Below are 20,506 nucleotides of genomic sequence, written 5' to 3'. Positions count from 1 at the left end.
CAATGATCGCATTGGGGTGCGTCGTGTTGTACGCATCGCTTCTCAACGCGCGTTGCGTGCGTTATCAGGCTTCGTATTTACGCCCCAGCTCCAATAGCTCGGGTGTACCTATCAGGCCATTGAGCGCGTCGAAATTATTCATCTCGTCCCACAAGGGGCGGGTTGTCCCGTGGGTTTTCAGGCTGGCCATGTAGCGCTGCAATTGGCGCGACACAAAACGCGCCGTGCCACCGGGATAGATCACGATGCGATAGCCGCGTGCAGACAATTCGTCCACGCTGCCCACCGGCGTTTTTCCGCCTTCGACCATGTTGGCCAGCAGGGGGATACGAGTGGCGTACTTGCCGCAGACCCGGTCCATATCGTCAGCGGAGACAACGGCCTCGATAAATAGCGCATCGACACCGCATGCCAGATAGGCATCGGCACGCTCCATTGCGGCATCCAGGCCCTCGACGGCCACGGCGTCGGTACGGGCCAGAATGAGTGTGTCGGATGAATGGCGCGCATCCAGGGCCGCGCGCAGTTTGCCGCACATTTCCTGCGTGGAAACCAAAGTTTTGTTTTCCAGGTGGCCGCAACGCTTTGGAAATGTCTGGTCTTCCAGTTGAATCATGGCGGCACCGGCACGCTCGAAAACGCGGACGGTGCGCTGCGTATTGAGCGCATTGCCGTAACCGGTATCACCGTCGACGATGACGGGCAGTTGCACGCGGTCGGTGATGCGCGCCAGGACATCGGCGGTTTCCGTGGCGGTGGTCAAGCCGACATCGGATCGGCCCAGCTGAGTATAGGCGACGGCTCCGCCTGACAAATACAGGGCGTCGAAACCGGCTTGTTCGGCGATCAGCGCGGTCAATGGATCGTAGACGCCGGGGGCCAAGATCGCGGGGCCTTGTACGAGGCGTTCGCGCAAGTTGATCTGGTTCATGCGGCGTTCCCTGCAGTAACGGTGTCGTTGGATTGAGCAGCCAAATCGGCGACGATGGTTTCCATTTGTTCTTTGGTGATCTTGGGACGCCATGTTTCGAAGGGCATGTTCAACGCTGCGGCCTGGCGCTTTTCGTAGGCGAGGAACTCTTCAGTAATGGAGCTGCCGCGGACGCCACCGCGTACTGCACCCGCACGAACGTCGCCGTAGTACGTCGCCCAGTCCTCAGGCAGGGGTTGCGAGCCGGGGACGGCCAGCCACAAACGCAGCAGATGACGCTTGAGGTCGGGTTCTTCGTAATCCTCGAACGGCGTGCGTGAATGCAGCGTCACGTAGTTGTTCAGCAACTGCATGTCGCCACGCTCAAGTTCCATCGAGTAGCAGAAGCGCTCGCTGGGCATGAGTTCATCCAGCAGGTCCAGGGCCTCGGTCTGTGCGGTGGTCAGGCGCGGGATCTCCGGGAAATCGCGTTGCGCGGCAACGATGTTTTTGCGATTGGTGCGCGCGGAGAAATATTCCGGTTGCGAGCCGAGAATGGGCAACTGATAGTAGGGCGGTTGGGTGGGGTCTTGAGTGCCCTGATAGCTGTGGAAATACGGGGTTTGCAGCGCGGCAATCAGGTCGGGGCGGCGTTTGAGGACCTCATCGCGCAGCGCAATTGAGTTGACGACTTTGCTGGTGCCACCCGATTTGGCGGTGCGGCGGCAAAGCAGTGCTACGACGTCGCAGGAATCTTGGTGAAAATCCAGGCCCGCATTGGTGTTGTAGCCACGGCCGCCTTTGACCTTGTATTCGCCGCCGGCGTCACGTACATCGTTGATGAACTGGCTGGCGCGGTTCTGCGTGCGGCCCACGCCCATGTATAACGCCAGGCCCCAATAGGCCAGGCGCGTGTCGTCCTCGCTCCAGTCATTGACGGGAAAACCTTTCAGCAAGCACATGCCCCAACGGCGCTGCGTCATATCGATGGCTTGGTGCAGGGCAGCCTGAGCGGCGGCCGATAGCGGGAAATCGGCCTGTTCCATCGCGAGCAGGGGTTTGTCCAGGCGTTTGGCATGTGCCAATGCTGCCTGGACGCCGTCGACTTGCTCGTCGGTCAGGCGCAAAATCCAGGAGTCGTCCTGGCGTACTTGTTCAGCTGTCCAAGGCTGTGGGCGCATGGCGGAATCGATGGCGTGCATGTACGTCTCCGTAATGGATAAGAATGTCAGAGGACCACTAACCGCCAGTGTAAGGACGCCGCTTCGTTTAGAATAGCGATGTTATTTGAAGAATTTCATAAGAGAATTTGATGAAGATCGAGACCTTTGCCACGCTGGAAGCCGTGCTGCAGACAGGCACCTTTGTGGGGGGCGCGAGACTGATGAATATCACGCCCAGTGCGGTGAGCATGCAGATGAAGCAGCTCGAGGGTTACCTGGGCAAGCCGCTTTTTGATCGTTCGGGGTTGCAGGTACGGCCTACCCAGTTGGCGCATGAGGTCGCCGATACCGTGCGTGACGCACTAAAGGGGCTGGATGCATTGCGCTCTGGTACGGTGCTCGCCATCGAGGGCGTTGTGCGAGTGGGCGTTATCGAGTCCATGCAGCCCATCGTGTTGCCAGGCATGTTGCGCTTTATACGTGCCCGGCATCCCAAGCTGGACGTTGTGCCTATCCGGGGCCGCAGCAGCGGTTTGACAGCGGCAGTCAAGGCGGGCGAGATTGATGCCGCCTTGGTGGCCGAGCCCTCCGGCGCCAAAGCGGGCCGTATGTCGTGGACGCCGATGTTGCGCCGGGAATTGGTGCTGATTACGCCGCCCGATACCCCTGACACGCCGATTCCCACACTGTTTCGCCAATTGGAGTGGATACGTTACGACCGCAAGACCGTGTCTGGCACCATGGCGGCACAGTACGTCAATACTCAGATCGGTGACGTGCGCAGTACGCTGGAATTCGATAACGCGGCGGCGATTGTGGCGATGGTGAGTTCTGGCTTGGGCATATCGGTGGTGCAGAGGCCCGATTCCGCCGTCTTGCATAGTTATCCCGCGCGCGTATTCCGTTTGGGTAAGGCCGCCCCGGTATTGCAGCTTTCCATGGTGAGCCGCAAGGCGGATGACGATAGCCGGCCGTTGGCGGTGGTACGCGAGGCGATGGCCATGGCCTGTACGGAATATCAGAAGTTGATCAAAAACTCTTAGCAAACAAGTCAAATAACTTCGCTATTCTGAATCTACCGTCTATAGCTAGACTACGGGCAGACACCAAATAGGATGGACGGAGACATCTATGCAAAGAAGAACATTCATGGGAATGTTCGGCGCCTGTGCGTTGGCAGCATCAGGAATGGCCAAGGCGCAAACACCCACTACTCGCGTCATTGTCGGCGCCACCCCAGGCGGTGGCACCGATACGGTCGCACGTGTATTGGCGGCAGAGCTGGGACGCGTATTAGGCGAAACGTTTGTGGTGGAAAACCGCCCGGGCGCAGGCGGTAATATCGCGGCGCAAGAGATCGCACGATCCGCCCCTGATGGCCGTTCGCTGCTGATGTGCTACACCAGCCATGCGATCAACGCGACGTTGTATCCCAATTTGCCGTTCGATCCGATCAAAGATTTCACGCCGGTATCTCATGTTGCCGATGCGCCATCGATCTTGCTGGCGCATCCTTCTATTGCGGCGAATAATGTTGCTGAACTGATCGCGCTGGCAAAAGCCGAGCCGGGAAAATTGAGTATGGCATTGCCGGGAATCGGCTCTGCAGGTCATCTTGGGGCCGAGGTAATCAAGATGCAAGCGGAGATAGATCTGCTGCTGGTGCCCTATAAAGGCACGGCGCCGGCGATGACCGATGTGTTGGGCGGTCAAGTCAGCATGATGTTTGCCGGAGCGGCCTTGGCTAAAGGCCAGTTGACATCAAAGGCACTAAAGCCTTTGGGTATCAGCAGTGCTCAGCGTATGAGCGAATACCCCGATATTCCGCCTATTGCCGATACTTTGCCGGGTTATGACTTCAGTGCCTGGTATGGTTTGCTGGGGCCGGCGGGGGTGGATGCGGCTCGTACTGAACAGTTGTCGAAAGCCGTCGCGCAGATCATGAATGACGCAGCGATCAAACGTCGTTTGCTGGATGAGGGCCTGGTGGCCCAGGGCGGCACGCCAGCCGAGTTTCAGGGCTTTTTGCAGACTGAAATCGATCGCTGGGGCAAGGTCGTGAAAGCGTCGGGCGCCAGCGCAGGTTGATGGCAGCACGCCGCTGCGCATTGCGCAGCGGCTGCAGCTCGCCATGGATTACTTGCGATCGAACCACACAGTCTGTGCGTTGCAGAACTCTCTCACGCCAAAGTGGGACAGTTCCCGGCCAAAGCCGCTTTTCTTGACGCCGCCGAATCCGACGCGGACATCGCTGGCGCTGTAGCCATTGATGAATACGCCGCCGACTTCCAGATCGGCCGCGATCTGCTGTGCCGCTGCGAGATCCTTGGTAAAGACGCTGGCGGTCAGGCCGAATTGGCTGTTGTTGGCCAGTTCCAGGGCATTGCGGGCATCGGCGGCGCGAATGATGGATGCCACGGGACCGAAGATTTCTTCACGGAACGAGGTCATGCCAGGGACGATATCTGCCAACACAGTTGGTTGATAGTAGTTGCCCGGGCCATCGATCTTCTGTCCGCCCACAAGCAGTTTCGCGCCCTCTGACAGTGTGCGTTGTACTTGCGCATCGAGTTCGTTCCGCAGATCGTAACGGGCCATGGGGCCGATATAGGTCGACGGGTCAGTGGGGTCGCCGATGACCAGTGCTTTGGTGCCGGCGACAACGCCTTCTGTAAAGGCGTCCGCAACACTGTCTTCGACGATGAAACGTTTGGCGGCTGCACAAACTTGTCCCGTGTTTTGAAAGCGGCCGACGACGGCGGCGCGGATGGCTTCGTCCAGATCGGCATCGGCCAAGACGATGAATGCATCCGAACCACCTAGTTCAAGCACGCATTTTTTCAGGGCAGAGCCGGCTTGCGAGCCGATCGCCGAGCCAGCCCGGACGCTGCCGGTCAACGTGATGGCGGCGATGCGGTCGTCGGCAATCGCCTGTGAGACGAGGTCGTTCTGCACGTTGACGACTTCGAACACGCCTTGCGGGAAATCCGCACGGCCGAACGCTTCGCGCAGCAAATACGCGCTGCCCATGACGTTGGGGGCATGCTTCAGGATGTAGGTGTTACCCGCCAGCAGTGCAGGTACGACGCTGCGAATCACCTGCCAAATCGGGAAGTTCCACGGCATTACGGCCAGAATCGGGCCCAGCGGGCGATATTCAATCCTGGCCTTGTCGTTTTCAATCTGGGTGGGCTCGCTGGCCAGCATGGCGGGGCCGTGCTCTGCATACCAGTCGCATAACCCGGCGCATTTGGTGATTTCGCCGCGTGCCTGGGTAATAGGCTTGCCCATTTCGGCAGTGATCATGCCTGCCAAACGATCAGTGTCCGCACGCAAGGCCTGTCCTAGCCGGGCCAGCGCGGCGCTGCGCACATCCAGAGGCGTGCGGCGCCAGCTGGTATAGGCCTTGGCGCTTTGGGAAAGCACCGTTTCCAGGTCGGCAGCGGATCCAAAGGCGTAGGCGCCGATTTGTTCGCCGGTAGCCGGGTTCAGGGATATTGCGTGCGTGTTGCTGGCCATGAGAGCGGTCTCCAAGGAATTCGACTTCCGGCAGAATACGCGGCGGATGGAGTTTATAAAACTGAATATTTATAATCGTTTCTTTCTCGAATCGAGAATGTCTGCGGAGAGGGGAAACCGATGGATTTGGTTCAGCTGGAGATTTTCTGTGCCGTTGCGGCGCACAAGAGCATTGCCGCGGCGTCTGAGGCGGTGCACCGTGTGCCCTCTAACCTGACCACCCGGCTCAAACAACTGGAGTCGGACTTGGGGGTGGACCTGTTCATCCGCGAGAACAATCGGCTGCGTTTGTCGGCCACGGGGCATAATTTTCTGGACTATGCACAGCGAATTCTCGGCTTGGTCGAGGAGGCGCGTACGGCGGTTTCCGGCACGGAGCCTGCGGGCTGGTTTCCTATCGGTGCATTGGAAAGCACGGCGGCGGTTCGTATCCCTGCTGTGCTGGCTGAGTTCAATGGCCGTTATCCCAAGGTGGAGCTGGATCTGGCTACCGGGCCGTCTGGGCCGATGATCGATGGGGTGTTGGACGGCCGTCTGGTGGCGGCGCTTGTCGATGGTCCGATCAATCATCCTGCGCTCAGAGGTGTCCCCGTCTTTGAGGAGGAAATGGTCGTCATTGCGCCCATTCAGCACGCACCGATTCGCCGTGGCCGCGATGCGGCTGGCGAGGCGATCTATGTGTTTCGTCAAAACTGCTCATATCGCCATCATTTCGAAAAATGGTTCGCAGCTGACAAAGCCATTCCCGGTAAAGTGCGGGAGCTGGAGTCGTATCACAGTATGTTGGCGTGTGTCAGTGCGGGTGGCGGCCTTGCGATCATGCCCCGAGCGATGCTGGAAAGCATGCCGGGGTATACGTCGGTGACTGCCTGGCCTATGCATGGCGCGTTTTCGGTGTTGCCGACGTGGTTGGTTTGGCGCAGCGATACGGTTTCGCGGGCGCTGGATGCGTTTGCGGCGTTATTGCAGGAACATGCGCCGGTAGCCGCTGCCGCCTAGGGCTGGCCGAGCTTTTCCAGGCTGTTTCGCAGGATATGCGCTACCTCGCGGCAAGCCAGCGTCATCGGGCGCACCTCCGACATGGCCAGCGTAATGCTGCGCGTCAACGAGGGCTTTACGATCAGCGAGCCCTGCAGTTCGCCGTTCGCGCATTCGCGCGTGACCGCATGTTCGGCCAGCACGGCGTACAGTCCGTTGCGCAGCACCATGTGTTTCTGGATCTGCAGTGAATCGCATTCCAGCGCTATGTTCAGCGTCACGCCCATGCGGCGGGCCATTTGATCCATCTGCCGCCGGAAGGCGCTGGGCGCCCCGGCCAGTATCAGCGGCAGCCCCTGCAGGCTGGCGAAAGGCACCGTTGTGCTGCGAGTCGCCGGATCGCCCGGCGCGCCCACCAGCAGATGCCGCGCGGTGAACAGGATGCTTTCACGACGGCGGTTGTCGCGGCCGCTGCGCATCAGGATGCCGATGTCGATGTCGCCATTGTCCAGCCATTCGCCTACTGCGCTGCCCACCCCGTCGCGGATGCGCAGCCGTATGTGCGGATGCAGGCGACGGACCTGGTCGTAGGCGTGCGAGAGGCATTCGTGGCTGATGGATGACAGCACGCCTACCCGCACCAGGCCGGCAGGCTGGTCCACTGCGCGAGCGGCGTCGCTGCCCAGAGCGTCGGCCTCTTCGAGCCAGGCCAGCACGCGCGGATACAGTTGCTGGCCGGACTCCGTCAGCGCGACGCCGCGTCCGGTGCGGTGGAACAAGCGGCCACCGCATTGCCTTTCCATGGCCGATAGCTGCCGGCTGATCGCAGATTGCGCGACGCCGCGCATGGTGGCCACTTTGGTCAGGCTGCCATGGTCCGCGATCTGGACGAACAGACGCCATTGATCGATCGAAAGCGCCATCGCCACTCCTGGCTGATATAACTAAAAAAGTATATCTGATCTTCCTGGCATACCCCTTGTGGACGGAAGAACGGCCACCTAGACTAGGCCATTCACATGCTCCCGCGGGATTCGCCGGCCATCCAGAGGCCCGGCCTCGCGGTGGCATGCCGCATCCAGGAAACATATGCCTCGTCCAAACGTATTACTCGTCATGGTGGACCAGTGGCCCGGCGCTTTGCTGGGCAGCGCCGGCCATCCTGTCATTCAGACTCCTACGCTCGACCAACTGGCGCGCCTGGGCACGCGATACCCGCGTGCGTATTCGGAGTGTCCCATCTGCATCCCCGCGCGCCGCACGATCATGACCGGCACGTCGCCCCGCAAGCACGGCGACCGCAACTTCGCTCCCGCGCAGGAAATGCCCGCACTGCCCACGCTTGCACAGTCGTTTCGCGATGGAGGCTATCAGGCTTATGCCGTGGGCAAGATGCACCTGTACCCGCAGCGCGACCGGATCGGCTTTGACGACATCCTGCTAGCCGAGGAAGGGCGGCCGCAACTGGGTGCGGTGGATGACTATGACATGTTCCTGGCCGAGCAGGGCGCCGCTGGCGAGCAATACCTGCACGGCATGAACAACAACGATTACATATACCGGCCCTGGCATCTTGCCGAGAAACTGCATGTCACCAACTGGACCACGCGCGAAGCCGCCAAAATGATCAAGCGGCGTGACCCGCGCCGCCCGGGCTTCTGGCACGTGTCTTACACGCATCCCCATCCGCCGCTGGTTCCGCTGGCCGGCTATCTGGACCTGTACGAGCGCGAACGTATCGATCTGCCTCCGCAAGCCGACTGGGACCAGGGCGCGTTGCCCCCCGCGCTGCAAAGCATCCGCGACCACTGGCCCATCCGCAGCTCCGACCCGGACCTGCAGGCCATAAGGCGCGCGTTCTATGCGCTCTGTACGCACATCGATCACCAGTTGCGGGTGCTGATCGGCACGCTGCGCGAAGAGAACCTGCTGGACGACACCATCATCATGGTCACCGGCGACCATGGCGACATGCTGGGTGCGTTCGGGCTATGGGCCAAACGCCTGTTCTACGAAGGTTCGGCGCAAGTGCCGATGATCCTGGTCGATACCGCCCGCGACGCGCGCGTGGCGGCGGGACACGTCGATCACCGCTTGGTGGGCCTGCAGGATGTGATGCCCACGCTGTTGTCGCTGGCCGGCTTGCCCGTACCCGAAACGGTCGAAGGCATCCCGATGGTGGGCGCGCAGCGGCGCGACTTTCTGTACGGCGAGTGCAAGGAAAACGTACTCGCGACCCGCATGGCGCATGACGGGCGTCACAAGCTGATCTGGTATCCCGCGGGCAACGTGCTGCAGTTGTTCGACCTCCAGGAAGACCCGTACGAATGCCGCGACCTGGCGGGCGTATCCGGCTACGCCGAGGTGCGGCGGCGCCTGGAGCAGGTGCTGGTGCGCGAGGCATGGGGCGTGGACGACACATGGATCAGGGACGGACGCCTGGTGGGCGTTGCGGCGGACCCGGCACGCGGCAGCGCCGACCGCGCGTTTGGCGGCCAGCGCGGCCTGCATTATCCGCAGCCGCCGCTAAGCGACCCGACGCGAACGGTAGGTTCGCCGGGATAGCGGTGCCCGCTGCGGCGGTACGGCCAAAATAATGACAATGGAGACAGACATCATGAATCGATTAAAAGCGGTGGCTGCCGGCATGCTGGCGATCTGCTCGGCCTTGGCGATGGCATCGAGTTTCGCGCGCGCCGCGCAGTGGCCGACGGACAAGCCGATACGACTGGTCGTGCCGTACCCCGCCGGCGGCAACTCGGACGTGATCGGGCGGATCTTTGCACGCAAGCTGGGCGATGCCCTGCACCAGTCCGTCATCGTGGACAACCGGCCGGGCGCGGGCGGATCCATCGGCGCGGCACTGGCGGCCAAGGCCGACCCCGACGGCTACACGCTGCTGCTGGGCGACATCGCCACGCATGCCATCAACCATCTGTCGATGCCCAACCTTTCCTACGACGCGCAGGCAGATTTCGCGCCCGTATCGCGCCTGACCAGCATTTCGTTGCTGCTGGTCATCAACCCGAAATACAAGTTCAAGTCGGTCCAGGATTTCATCGCGCATGCCAAGGCGCATCCCGGCCAGATGGCATACGCCACGGGCGGCAACGGTACGCCCAGCCAACTGGCCATGGAAATGCTGCGCGGTGCCACGGGGCTGGACATGCTGCCGATTCCGTACAAAGGCAGCGCGCCCGCGCTGACGGATGTGGTGTCGGGGCAGGTGGACGCAATGATCGACGGAGCAGCCACGCCGCTGGTGAAGTCCGGGAAGCTGGACCTGCTCGCGGTGACGGCGGACCGCTCGCCGGCTTTCCCCGATACGCCCACGCTGTCCGAAGCCGGCGTGCCGGGCTATCGCTTCGTGTCATGGCATGGCGTGTTCGCACCAAAGGGCACGCCGCAGCCTATCGTGGACAGGCTGGCGCAGGAACTGCAGCGCGCTGCGCAAGATCCGGAAGTGCAGAAACAACTACAGGGGCTGGGTATCGGGCTGAACACGCAAAACGGCCCCGCGTTCGCATCGTTCATCGCGGACCAGCGGCAATCCATCGAGGCTATGGTGAAGGAGCGCGGGCTCAAGCTGGCACAGTAGCGCGCAAGCCGGCCAGGGCCTCGCCGGGCCTTGGGCGAGCAGACGCGCCTGGCTTATGGGGCAAGTGAAGAGTTCAACCCCGTCAGGGCGCCGGTTTGGCGTCCGGGCGGGCTGAAGGCACCTCGCCCCTGCGACGTGGATGCAAAGAAATAGTCGCAGCAGGCGGAGGAGAGCTGCTGCAACCAGAGCAGCAACCGCATGCCGAGCTTTGTTTTACAACCAGATGTCGTGCGGCGTACTGCTGTGCGGCTTTGGGCATGTACGTCTGGCTCAGCAAATTTCCCAGCCCATTGCGTATACGCCCTTTCAGGCTGGGCACGAAGTGCAGGATGAGCCCGATGATGCTGGCGGCGAGCACGATCAGCATTACGAGGGTTTGCCAGAGCGGACTATTGGGATTCATGGCCAACTCGGATAAAGATAAAGCGCGCGGTTCATGCGAATACGGCGATCCAATGCGTGTTTTGCAGTCATTATCACAACCAGGCCATCGCCAAACGATAAGTCACAAAGGCCGCGATATAGGCCAGCACGAACATATACGCAAAAGACAGTACGACGATGCGCCAGTTCCCGGTTTCGCGTTTGATGATGGCTAACGTAGACATGCATTGCGGCGCGAAAGCGAACCACACCATGAGAGAGAGCGCCGATGCGACAGAGAAATTACCGGCGAGCATGCTGCCCAACATCGCGTCCTGGCCCTCGGCGACGCTGTACACCGTCGCCAAGGTCGCGACGGCGGATTCACGCGCGGCAAATGCAGGAATGAGGGCCAGTGTGATTTGCCAATTAAATCCCAGCGGCGCGAATAGCGGCTGTATCCATTGGCCCAATATCCCGGCGAGGCTGTATTCAATGGCCGGATTCGTGGCATCGGCAGGGGCGCTGGGAAAACTGGCAATGAACCACATCACAATGGTCAGTGCCAGCATGACGCCCGTGAGCCGTTTGAGGAATATCCAGATGCGTTCCCAGAGACCGATGCCGATATCGCGCCATTTGGGCAGGCGATAGGGTGGCAGTTCCATGAGCAGGGCCGTTTCTTGATTACGCCGCCGCAGCAGTTTGCCAACGTAGGCGACAGCTAGCGCGGCGAGAATCCCGCCCGCATAGAGTGCGAATAGGACGGCGCCCTGCAGGTTAAAGACACCGAACAACAGGCGATGCGGGATGAATGCGCTGATCAGCAGGGCATAGACCGGCAGCCGTGCGGAGCACGTCATGAGAGGCGCGACCAGGATGGTGACGAGGCGGTCCCTGCGATCAGGGATGCTGCGTGTACCGATGATGCTGGGAATGGCGCAGGCAAAGCTGGATAACAACGGAATAAAAGAGCGGCCGCTCAGGCCGACGGCCAGCATGGCGCGATCCAGCAGAAAGGCGGCACGCGGCAGGTAGCCGGATTCCTCCAGGACCAAAATGAAAAAGAACAGCGTCAAGATCTGCGGCAGGAACCCGAGCAGGCTGCCCAACCCGCCAAAGATGCCTTCCTGGAGCAGCCCTTTGAGCGGGCCGTCGCCCATTGAGGCTGTCAACGTCTGGCCCAGCCATTCCATACTGTCGGCAATGGCGTCGGTCATCGGCTTGCCTATCGCATACACGGCCTGGAAAGTCAGGAACATGACTAACGCGAGAATCAGCAAGCCGCATACCGGGTGCAGCGTCCAGCGGTCGATATGGTCGTCCAGTGTCTTGGTGTCCGTCGGCAGGCGCACGACGTCGGCCATGATGGCGCGTACATCCGCGTGCAGATCACCGGAGTCGCGATGAGGCGAGACGGGTGGAATGCCGAGCTCCAATTGCGCGATCAAGGCCTGGGTGCCGTCTCGGCGTACCGCTACGGTTTCAACAACTGGCATTCCCAGGCGCTGCGACAACTGCGGGACATCGATACTGATGCCCAGGCGTTTGGCCTGGTCGACCATGTTGAGCGCGACAATGGTGGGTAATCCCAAGCGGCGGACTTCGAGCAACAGGCGCAAGTGCAGCCGCAGGTTGGTGGCGTCCATCACGAATACGATTGCTTCGGGCACAGCCTCACCGCGATAGCGTCCGCTGAGCACGGCCAGCGTGATGGCCTCGTCGGCGCTGGCAGATTCAAAGCTATACGTGCCGGGCAGATCGAGTACGCGTACGGCGCGGCCGCCAGGCGTGGACAGACGGCCTTCTTTGCGATCCACCGTGACGCCTGCATAGTTGGCAACTTTCTGACGTGCGCCGGTCAGGCGGTTGAATAGTGCGGTTTTGCCGGCATTCGGGTTGCCGACCAGCGCGATGCGCATTGCGGAGTCAGTCATGTGCCGCCTCGCGACGAACAATGACACGCTCGGCTTCGTTACGGCGCAAGGCAAATCGCGTCGTGCCGATGGCAATGAGCAGCGGGTTGCCGCCAAACGGGCCCTTTGCGGTCAATCGTAAAGGCTCGCCGCTTACAAACCCCAGATCGCGTAATCGTGCCGAAATGGGGTCAGAGGGACAGGTGTCGAGAACTTGCTCGACGACGGCACGGTCGTGCAAGGCAAGATCGGACAAACGCAGGGAATTCATGCGAAGAGAAAATTTGGAATGAGAATAAGTCGCAAAATATACTCTCGATTAGGAATTCTCTCCATGCCAAGTTGACGCACCTGTCGGGTCTGACAGGTGGCTGAACGCAAACTCGTCGGGCCGATGCCTTTATTTATTCAATCAATGAGAGTTCGCCGTCTTGATACAGGACTTTTCGGCCCAACCACGTCATGTCTACCTGCGGCAGGACTGCCGAGGGTTTGCGCAGTTCGCGCAAGAGCGTCGAGCCGTGAGACAGGCGCCCGCCCATGCGGGCAATGACGGCTTGGGCTGCCTGGTAGTCGGCGTGTCGGCCGGGGTCCAGCGTTTCTTCGAGCAGGATGTCTTGACCGAGTATGCCCTGGGCGCGTCCTGGGTAGATCATGAAACCCACGGCTTGTTCCGTGCCGTCGCTGCCGTTCTGCCAGAAACTCCCGTTGCGGGTACGGATGTCGGGATGTGCCGCGAACCAGTATGCGCCGTCGGCTGCGGGCATCGTATGATGCAGCTTGAAAAACAGGCGCATCAGGTTGTCGCGGTACCACTCGCGGACCTGCAGGTAATAACCTCGCAGGCCGGGTAGACCCATCGAATGAGCGAGTGAAATGCTGGCGGACCAATGGGGAAAGGCCTGCAACGGTAAATCAATAGCAGGGGGGCGCGGCGTTGCGGGGTCGGTTTCCCACGGCAGCCGGTGCGGGCTGTTGTCGAGGTTGTCGTAGGCGGTCGGTGGACGTCCCAGCATGCTGCCGCCGCTGCTGGCCAAAGCTGTTGCGATACACAGATTGCCTTGGACGACAAACACGTAAAACCGCGTGAACCAGTCAGCCAATTGTTGGCCATTCGCGTCTTGAGCCATCAGCATCGAGAGCTCTTGGTCAAAGCGCCGCAATCCATTTTCCAGCGTCAATAAATGCCGGCGGGCGATGCGTTGCATGCGCAGGAACAGGGGCAAGGAACGCAGTAACCGCAGTGGCCGCCAGGGCAGGATGGGTGTGGCGCCGCCGACTTCGTCAGCATAGTTCTGGGAGGAAACGCCCCAATCTGCCAAGCGGGCCAAAAAAAGGTCGTTGTTGATGTAAGACGCACCGCCATACACCGAGGTGAACGGTTCGTTGTCTTGCAGGACGCGTGGGTCCCAGCGCGCCATGATGGCGGGGATACTCGCTGCCGCACGGCGTTGGGCGTACTCGACGAATCGACTGGGCTGCGGTGGCAGAATTTCGGCAATGTTGGCCGAAGTCAAGTGCCGTCGCCAGCCATAGTCGCTGATCGGGCGGTATTGCAATAACCAGAGTTCAGTGCCATCCCATGCCCACTCGACGTCGCCCGCGACGTAATGAAAAGTTCGCAGTACCTTTTGCAGGAATGCCCACAGCATGTCGGCCGTCAGACCATGCGATGGCGCAAATTCACCTTCGCGCCACGATGCCGTCATGCGAGAAAGAATCGCGCGATGCGGCGTGACGCGGCCATCGGCCAGAGATTCCAGATGTCCTTCTACCCATTCCAGTTCCACGGATAGGTGGCGTACAAACGCGATGCCGGATATGACAGGCGTGATGAAGCGTTGGACGACGACCTCTTCAATGCCTGAGGCGGTGAGCTCTGCGATACGCGCAGGCACATCGCCGGCGCGTTCGCGTAGAAAGGTGTGATGCATCCCCGCATTGGCCGCATCGGCTTGATCCTCTCCATAACTGGAGGAACGCACTGCCCAGGCCGCGTCGGGCTGACTCAACAGGAATGGCTGCAGTCGTTCGTCGTATGGATCATTGAGTGATAGCGCTGGCGGCACAGCTTGTCCTGCCAGCGCTGCCAAACGCAGGCGTCCGCCCTTGGTATGCGCGACAAAACCGCGTTCGCCGGATTCCAACCACGATACGAATTCTGCAGGCGCATCGATCCAGGGATAATGACCCCAGCCAGGCTTCAGGCTGATGGTCAGATCTGCACGAGCCAGGATCGCAGACCATGCGGCAGCCTGTGCAATGCCCAATACATTGTCTTGATCGCCCCAGATCAGTTCGATCGGATCGGTAATCCATTCCAGCAAAGGCAGCGCCGTGTCGGCGCGCACCAAATCCCAATACGGGATAAAGGCGCGGCAGCGTGCGTATCCGCGGCCCATGCGTGCGTATTGCTGGGGAGTCCACCTCTGATTGGAAAATTTCTTTGCGAACAGCGTGGGTTTGTTCGACAACAACCAATGGATGGCTTTGCGTAGTGGCCGTGGGGACATGAGCGCAGGCAGCCGCCGTTGCCACAAAAACGCGCCGACGGGTGCGAGCAATACGCTGCGGCTGAAATGGCCCGGTTGCCGTTGCAAGGCATGCAGCACCAGCAGCGCGTTGACGCCGACGGCCATGATGGCGCTGCCTCGCTCTGTTGCGTCGAGCAAGGCTCGGGCGTATGCCGCCAGGTCATCGCAGGGAGGCGCTGGGTTGTCGCCAAAACCCGGCAGCTCCAACGGCACGGCTTGGTACTGCGTGAAGTGAGGCAGCGCATCATCCCACCAGTCCGCCGCGCCGCCATTGCCCGCTAACAAATACAGGATCGGTTTGCTGCTCATGAGCGGGCGATGCTAGGCGACGTCGCGCAGTGCGCTATCCACTGTCGGATAACGGAAGGTATATCCCGCCTGCGTGAGCCGGACGGGAACGACGCGCTGGCCATCAAAGAACAGCTGAGCCATTTCGCCTGCTGCTGCCCGTACGGGGGCGGCAGGCACATGCAGCCAAACGGGGCGCTTGAGGATCTTGCCGGCCTTGGCCGCGAACTCTGCCTGGGGCAGGGCATCGGGGGCTACGACGTTGTAGGTGCCACTCAGAGTTGTATCGTTAAAGGCGCGGGCCATGATCTGGATAACATCCTCGCGGTGGACCCAGCTCATGATCTGTTTTCCGTCGCCCATGCGGCCGCCGAATCCCAGCCGGAACGGCAACAGCAGCGGCAGCAAGGCCCCGCCCGGGCCGAATACGACGCCCAGGCGCATGACGACCTGCCGAATGCCGAGCGCCTGAACAGGCTGCGCGGACTCTTCCCAGCGCACGCATAGTTCGGCCATGAAACCTTGGCCCGCCGTGGCGTTTTCATCAAGGCTTTCATTGGCATCGCGGACGCCGTAAAACCCGATGGCCGATGCTTGTATCCAGAGTCCGGGTTTGTGCAGTGCCTTGTTCAACCAGGCGATCAAGGCCTCGGTAGTGTTGACCCGGCTAGCCAGCAATTTCGCTTTGCGCCTGGCGCTCCAGGGGCCGCCGGCAATGGGGGCGCCCGCCAGGTTGATGATGACGTCAAAGACTTCCTTGTGGCTCAAGGCGTTAATGGTGCGCACGCAGCGTGCGCGGCCATCGAATAAGTATGCAGCCTTTAATGGATCACGCGTGAACACGGTGACGGCATGGCCGGCGTCGAGTAATTGATTGACCAGGTATTCTCCGATGAACCCCGTGCCGCCGGTGATCAAGACGTTTCGATGTGAGATACCGATGAATGGATTGGGCGGTGCGCCTTTGCGTTGCAGGCGAAATGCCGCGATGCCGTCGCGGATGCCGGAGGCCGTGACGCCTATCGCGAAAAGCGTCAGTATCCAGCCTCGCCAGCCGTAATCGGCCGCCGCCAGTGCAGTGGGCAGTTGATACCACTGCATCAGCTGTGCCCCGTACAGGGCAAAAAATGCCCCCGCGTTAATCGCCAGCACGGTATGCATGATGCGTTCGATCGCGGGCAGTTTTCGAGTGCGATCCTCGACCACGAAATCCCACAGCGTCAGGCAGATTTCGAGGAAGAACAGCAATGCAATCGCGACGGCCCACGTGCCCTGAAACGCGAAATGCGCCATGCCTAGAAACAGGACGCCGTAAAAACAAGAGCGCATGGCATGAATCGATAGCTCCAGCCGCGCGCCGTACCGATAGGGCAGCGCCACCGTCAATTCGTGATGGTAAACGGTGTCCAGGGCGCCGAGAATCGCTTGTGCGATCAGCAGCGTGAGGGCCCAGTCTAGTGGCGAGAATTCAAGCATGATCAGATGAAATGCAGTTGATGTGCGATTGCTGTTTGAGGCGGGACGTCAGGTTGGTGCCGGACATCAGGAGGGACCGCCAGCCGGTGTCACATCAAGGGCGCCGGTAGTCAGTTCTGCACGTTTATCCAGCCTGTACAGCCAAAACAATGGGGGCAGCAACACCAATAGCGCAAAACTGTCGACCCACAGGTGCGACCAGATGCCCGCCTGCAGCGATATCCAGATATCCTGAGGAGCCCAGACCGCGATGCCTATCATCATCCAGCCCCAGATCGCTGGGATCTTGTAGCGGTTGCCGATATGAACCAGTCCCAGCATATAAAGCGAATAGCTTTGCAGTGTCGCGCCGAACAAGGCCAGCCACCAGATTTGCTGCGTATACGCGGGTGCGGGTGGTGCGGCATCCCAGAACGCATGTCCGATATGGTGGACATATTCATCAAGCAGCCCAGTGTGGCCTGCCCATGTCAGGGTGAGACCGGCGAGCAAGTGCACCAGGGCCGCTGCATAAAGCCAGGCAACCAGCATACGCCGAAGGTCATGGGGAGGAAACATCGTATTCGGATCCGCGAGCGTTCTTTTAATAACGCAAGTGTACCGATTACATGCTGCTCAGTGCTTGATCAGACGGAGCGGACCGACCCAGGGCGTGCAACACCGAGCGGCACCCCATTCATGCTGGCTGCGCGGAGTGGACTTACTTCACTTCGCGCAAAGGCAAGCTCACCCGCGATCCATGGTTCCCGCCAGTTCCGATTTTCAGCAAAGGCGGCCTGCCATGAGGGACTTGTCCGCAATGATCTTTGTCTGCGCCTGCGATCGACAGGCGGATACGGCTGCCTGCGGAAAAACGCCATGCCGTTGGCAACAGAGGCAGGGCGATTTGTTCGAACTGACCTGGGATTACGGGCGAGGCATCGTCCTTGCGGAAAGATCGGAACGGCCATGTCGTCCGGTAGCCGGCCGGGCAGGGCGATACTTTGCGATGCAGCAGGCGCAAAATGCCTTCCGTGACATAGCGTTCTGTTCCATCGGCTTCGATCTCGGTCAGGTAAACAAAAAGTGCTGCGTCAGGTTCGCTGCTACTGATCCAGAGGTCCGCTACGACATGGCCTGCCAACTCAGTCTGCACCGCCAACGGTTCAGACGTAAAGCTGCACATCGCGTCTGTGCGGCCTTGCCAGTCGGGGTAGTACTCGGTGCTATTGATCGCTGCGATGCGCTCGTAGCGTGTGCCCGCGCCTGTGCCGATCGAAAAATCGACTTGGTAGTCACGGTGCGAGGGTGTGGCCAGCGCAGTAGCGTCCAGGGTGTTGTTCGGGCGCAGGTAGCTCGTGCGCGTTTCCGACTCCTGGTACGGAGGCCATTCTGCTGCGCCACGCCACTGTTCTGCATGCAGTGCGTAGTAGTGAATAGGATCCTCGCTTTCCTGGCCAGTCTGCATACCGAGCAGGTAATGGTCAAAGAACCGCAAGATTTCCGCGAGCCACGGGAAATCCGCCATCTGGGTGGTGCGCCACGGAGAAATGTCGATACGGGCTCCGTGGTCCCAAGGACCCAGCAACAGATGCCGGGGATTCTTTGACAGGGTCAGGTAGCGGGAAATCGCGCCATTCATATAGCCGCCTCCATCCATCCAACCCGAGACGGAGAGCACCGCCACGTCCTCGGGAATCTGTGCCGCCAGGCTGTAGGGGCTGAAGGTGGCAGAACTGAACGTAGGGTCGTAGGGCAGGGGGTCTTCGCGAAAACGGAATTCGGGCATGAATTCAGTCTGGCGGAAATTGCCCAAATGCTGATGGATCGCTTCCTGCAACAACACGCCGTCTGGGTCTTCATCAACTGGTTGCGGTCCTTCAAAATCGGGGTTCGCATAGTAGACGAACCGATGCAGCATATCGCGGCGATCGTGGTCGAGCGCCACCATCAAGTCGTCATAGCTCTGCGTCAGGGCTTTGAGTTGAATCCCACCGGGGAAATAATTGTCGGTGTAGGTATCCCAGACAGAAAACAACGGCGCTATGGCTTTTACCGACGGATGGCGAGTGCTGGCGAGAAAGTCCGACGCCGCGCCTAGGTACGAAATCCCCGTGGCGCCGACCACGCCATTGGACCACGGCTGGACAGCAATCCAGTCGACGACTTCGTAGCTGTCATCGCGTTCGCGCGGCGATCGAAAGCTATCGCGTGTCCCAAAACTGGCACCCGTGCCTCGTACGTCAATGACGACGACGGCATAGCCGCGCGGCACGAAGTAATCCCGAAATTTAGCGGTATTCGGTGCGCATTCGCCGCTGCCGCCGGCTTTTAGCTTGAAGCGTCGATAGTAGGGCGTGAAAAGCACGATGGTCGGAAAACGCGCCGGCGCTCGATCGTCAGGAGCTGCTGAGTTGTTTTCCGGAATATAGATATCGACAGCCAAGCGGCAGCCATCGCGCATGGTCAGATAACGAGACTGAGGCGTGGACAGCCGGTAATCGGCGGGCCGTGCATCGGCATAGGCTTGGGGAGGGACGACCCAGGCGAGGTCTTCGTTCTTGGTGTAGGGCTGCATCGAATATCCTGTTGGCTGCTCGTGAAACGAGGCCGCAATGACGAGCCGGCCATCGCGGCTTTGCCCTCATATTAGGCAGGGCTCTTTTGTGACGCCAATATGCAATCTCGATGCTGGCATAGGAAAAAATGATGTTTGCTGCTGATCGGGTAACTGCATGATATAGAGGGCGAATCTTCGAAAACGGTGATTGGGGGCGTCATCGTTGAGTATGATGGGATCCTGAAATAGGAAATTCCGATGGATCTGCGACAACTCAGATATTTCACGCGCATTGTTGAACTGGAGAGCATCACCGCAGCGGCTGAAACCTTGCATATCGCGCAGCCGTCGTTGAGCCAGCATGTGGCCAATTTGGAGAATGAGCTCGAAACACAGTTGTTGTTGCGAGGGCCGGCAGGCGTGCGCGCTACGGATGCGGGCAAACTGCTGTACCGGCACGCCAAAATGGTGCTGCGGCAGGTCGAAGAGGCCAAGTCCGCGCTCAAACACGGCAGGGATACGCCCGCCGGGCATGTCACTATCGGGTTGCCCACCAGCACATCGCGTGTACTGGCGTTGCCGCTGATCGAGGCGGTAGCAGAGCATTATCCGGAAGTGTTGCTTGAAATCATCGAGGGCAGCAGCGCCGATTTGGCTGTGGCAGTGTCTCTGCACCGGATGGATATTGCCGTGGCAATGGACGTGCAACCGCAGCCCACCCGGATGACGACAACGCCGTTGTTGATGGAGAGCCTCTATCTCGTCGGCCCGGATTTGGGTGTCGAGGCGATTACGCTGCAGCAAATGGCGGAATTGCCGCTGGTGTTGCCGAGTTTTCCCAACTCGATACGTGTGCTGGCAGCTCGTGCCTTTGCCGAACAGGCGCTCTCTGCGAATCTGGTAGCTGAAACCAGTGCAGTATCCGTGCTGCTCGCGCTGGCTCGTGCAGGCCGGGGATGGACAGTGTTACCGGCATCGGCCGCGGTCGGACCCGAGGCCGACGCCGGTCAGGTGGCGTTCACTCCGATCGCTGATCAGGGCTTTAATCGCAGGGTTTCGGTATGCATGTCCTTGTCAGCTGAGAAAAGCGGTGTTTGCACGCATATTCATCGGATGCTCATCGAGGTCGCACGCAATCTGGTGCAGACCAAACGTTGGGCGGGTGTGGCCTGGCTGGCGGATGCCGGTCATCGCGCAGCCCGGACGTAATCCGCAGAGTGCC

At 60.3% G+C, this 20,506-nt stretch carries 17 protein-coding genes; 6 read left to right on the top strand and 11 right to left on the bottom strand.

Annotation, left to right across the window (positions count from 1 at the left end):
• Window positions 1-64: 64 nt before the first annotated feature.
• Window positions 65-931, bottom strand: coding sequence for an isocitrate lyase/PEP mutase family protein (locus tag ACNA0J_RS25225; RefSeq protein ID WP_415821655.1), 867 nt, complete (start codon window positions 929-931; stop codon window positions 65-67).
• Complete coding sequence (locus ACNA0J_RS25220; RefSeq protein ID WP_415821654.1) at window positions 928-2,112, bottom strand: TauD/TfdA family dioxygenase; 1,185 nt, start codon at window positions 2,110-2,112, stop codon at window positions 928-930. The genes ACNA0J_RS25225 and ACNA0J_RS25220 overlap by 4 nt, the downstream gene beginning before the upstream one ends.
• Window positions 2,113-2,222: 110 nt before the next feature.
• Between ACNA0J_RS25220 and ACNA0J_RS25215 the strand changes: the two genes are divergently transcribed.
• Window positions 2,223-3,116, top strand: coding sequence for a LysR family transcriptional regulator (locus ACNA0J_RS25215; protein ID WP_415821653.1), 894 nt, complete (start codon window positions 2,223-2,225; stop codon window positions 3,114-3,116).
• An 88-nt stretch (window positions 3,117-3,204) separates the two neighbouring features.
• Window positions 3,205-4,161 carry a tripartite tricarboxylate transporter substrate binding protein gene (locus ACNA0J_RS25210; RefSeq protein WP_415821652.1) on the top strand — a complete coding sequence of 319 codons (957 nt, stop codon included), beginning with the start codon at window positions 3,205-3,207 and terminating at the stop codon, window positions 4,159-4,161.
• A 48-nt stretch (window positions 4,162-4,209) separates the two neighbouring features.
• Here the strand turns inward: ACNA0J_RS25210 and ACNA0J_RS25205 are convergent, their stop codons facing one another.
• Window positions 4,210-5,592 carry an aldehyde dehydrogenase family protein gene (locus tag ACNA0J_RS25205; RefSeq protein ID WP_415821651.1) on the bottom strand — a complete coding sequence of 461 codons (1,383 nt, stop codon included), beginning with the start codon at window positions 5,590-5,592 and terminating at the stop codon, window positions 4,210-4,212.
• 120 nt (window positions 5,593-5,712) lie between these two features.
• Between ACNA0J_RS25205 and ptrR the strand changes: the two genes are divergently transcribed.
• Window positions 5,713-6,591, top strand: coding sequence for a putrescine utilization regulator PtrR (gene ptrR / locus ACNA0J_RS25200; RefSeq protein WP_415821650.1), 879 nt, complete (start codon window positions 5,713-5,715; stop codon window positions 6,589-6,591).
• Here ptrR and ACNA0J_RS25195 read toward each other — a convergent pair.
• On the bottom strand, window positions 6,588-7,493 hold the full coding sequence (locus ACNA0J_RS25195) for a LysR family transcriptional regulator (RefSeq protein ID WP_415821649.1): 906 nt from the start codon (window positions 7,491-7,493) through the stop codon (window positions 6,588-6,590). The two genes, ptrR and ACNA0J_RS25195, sit on opposite strands and share 4 nt — an antisense overlap.
• 166 nt (window positions 7,494-7,659) lie before the next feature.
• On the opposite strand from ACNA0J_RS25195, the gene ACNA0J_RS25190 reads away from it, so the two are divergent.
• Both ACNA0J_RS25190 and ACNA0J_RS25185 read left to right on the top strand, forming a co-directional pair.
• Window positions 7,660-9,135: a sulfatase-like hydrolase/transferase gene (locus ACNA0J_RS25190; RefSeq protein ID WP_415821648.1), complete on the top strand. Its 1,476-nt coding sequence runs from the start codon at window positions 7,660-7,662 to the stop codon at window positions 9,133-9,135.
• Window positions 9,136-9,187: 52 nt separating this feature from the next.
• On the top strand, window positions 9,188-10,168 hold the full coding sequence (locus ACNA0J_RS25185) for a Bug family tripartite tricarboxylate transporter substrate binding protein (RefSeq protein WP_415821647.1): 981 nt from the start codon (window positions 9,188-9,190) through the stop codon (window positions 10,166-10,168).
• Window positions 10,169-10,250: 82 nt separating this feature from the next.
• On the opposite strand, the gene ACNA0J_RS25180 is transcribed toward ACNA0J_RS25185, so the two are convergent.
• The 7 genes from ACNA0J_RS25180 to ACNA0J_RS25150 all read right to left on the bottom strand — a co-directional run bounded on the left by ACNA0J_RS25180 (window position 10,251) and on the right by ACNA0J_RS25150 (window position 19,302).
• Window positions 10,251-10,571 (bottom strand): DUF6587 family protein, encoded by a 321-nt coding sequence (locus tag ACNA0J_RS25180; protein WP_415821646.1) that lies wholly within the window; start codon window positions 10,569-10,571, stop codon window positions 10,251-10,253.
• 73 nt (window positions 10,572-10,644) lie between these two features.
• Complete coding sequence (feoB, locus tag ACNA0J_RS25175; protein ID WP_415821645.1) at window positions 10,645-12,468, bottom strand: ferrous iron transporter B; 1,824 nt, start codon at window positions 12,466-12,468, stop codon at window positions 10,645-10,647.
• On the bottom strand, window positions 12,461-12,718 hold the full coding sequence (locus ACNA0J_RS25170) for a FeoA family protein (RefSeq protein WP_415821644.1): 258 nt from the start codon (window positions 12,716-12,718) through the stop codon (window positions 12,461-12,463). The genes feoB and ACNA0J_RS25170 overlap by 8 nt, the downstream gene beginning before the upstream one ends.
• Before the next feature lie 133 nt (window positions 12,719-12,851).
• The gene (locus tag ACNA0J_RS25165; protein WP_415821643.1) at window positions 12,852-15,290 is read right to left on the bottom strand and encodes an alpha/beta hydrolase; all 2,439 of its coding nucleotides are present in this window, start codon (window positions 15,288-15,290) and stop codon (window positions 12,852-12,854) included.
• A gap of 12 nt (window positions 15,291-15,302) precedes the next feature.
• Window positions 15,303-16,745 (bottom strand): TIGR01777 family oxidoreductase, encoded by a 1,443-nt coding sequence (locus ACNA0J_RS25160; protein ID WP_415821642.1) that lies wholly within the window; start codon window positions 16,743-16,745, stop codon window positions 15,303-15,305.
• A gap of 66 nt (window positions 16,746-16,811) precedes the next feature.
• Window positions 16,812-17,303: a cell division protein gene (locus ACNA0J_RS25155; RefSeq protein ID WP_415821641.1), complete on the bottom strand. Its 492-nt coding sequence runs from the start codon at window positions 17,301-17,303 to the stop codon at window positions 16,812-16,814.
• Window positions 17,304-17,445: 142 nt separating this feature from the next.
• Window positions 17,446-19,302 carry a CocE/NonD family hydrolase gene (locus ACNA0J_RS25150; protein WP_415821640.1) on the bottom strand — a complete coding sequence of 619 codons (1,857 nt, stop codon included), beginning with the start codon at window positions 19,300-19,302 and terminating at the stop codon, window positions 17,446-17,448.
• 240 nt (window positions 19,303-19,542) lie between these two features.
• On the opposite strand from ACNA0J_RS25150, the gene ACNA0J_RS25145 reads away from it, so the two are divergent.
• Complete coding sequence (locus ACNA0J_RS25145; protein ID WP_415821639.1) at window positions 19,543-20,493, top strand: LysR substrate-binding domain-containing protein; 951 nt, start codon at window positions 19,543-19,545, stop codon at window positions 20,491-20,493.
• Window positions 20,494-20,506 lie beyond the last annotated feature (13 nt).

This window comes from Bordetella tumbae, from assembly GCF_965139195.1.
GTDB classification, from domain to species: domain Bacteria; phylum Pseudomonadota; class Gammaproteobacteria; order Burkholderiales; family Burkholderiaceae_B; genus Bordetella_A; species Bordetella_A tumbae.
The sequence above is the reverse complement of the archived record's forward strand: the minus strand, read 5'-3'. Positions and strand labels throughout refer to the sequence as shown.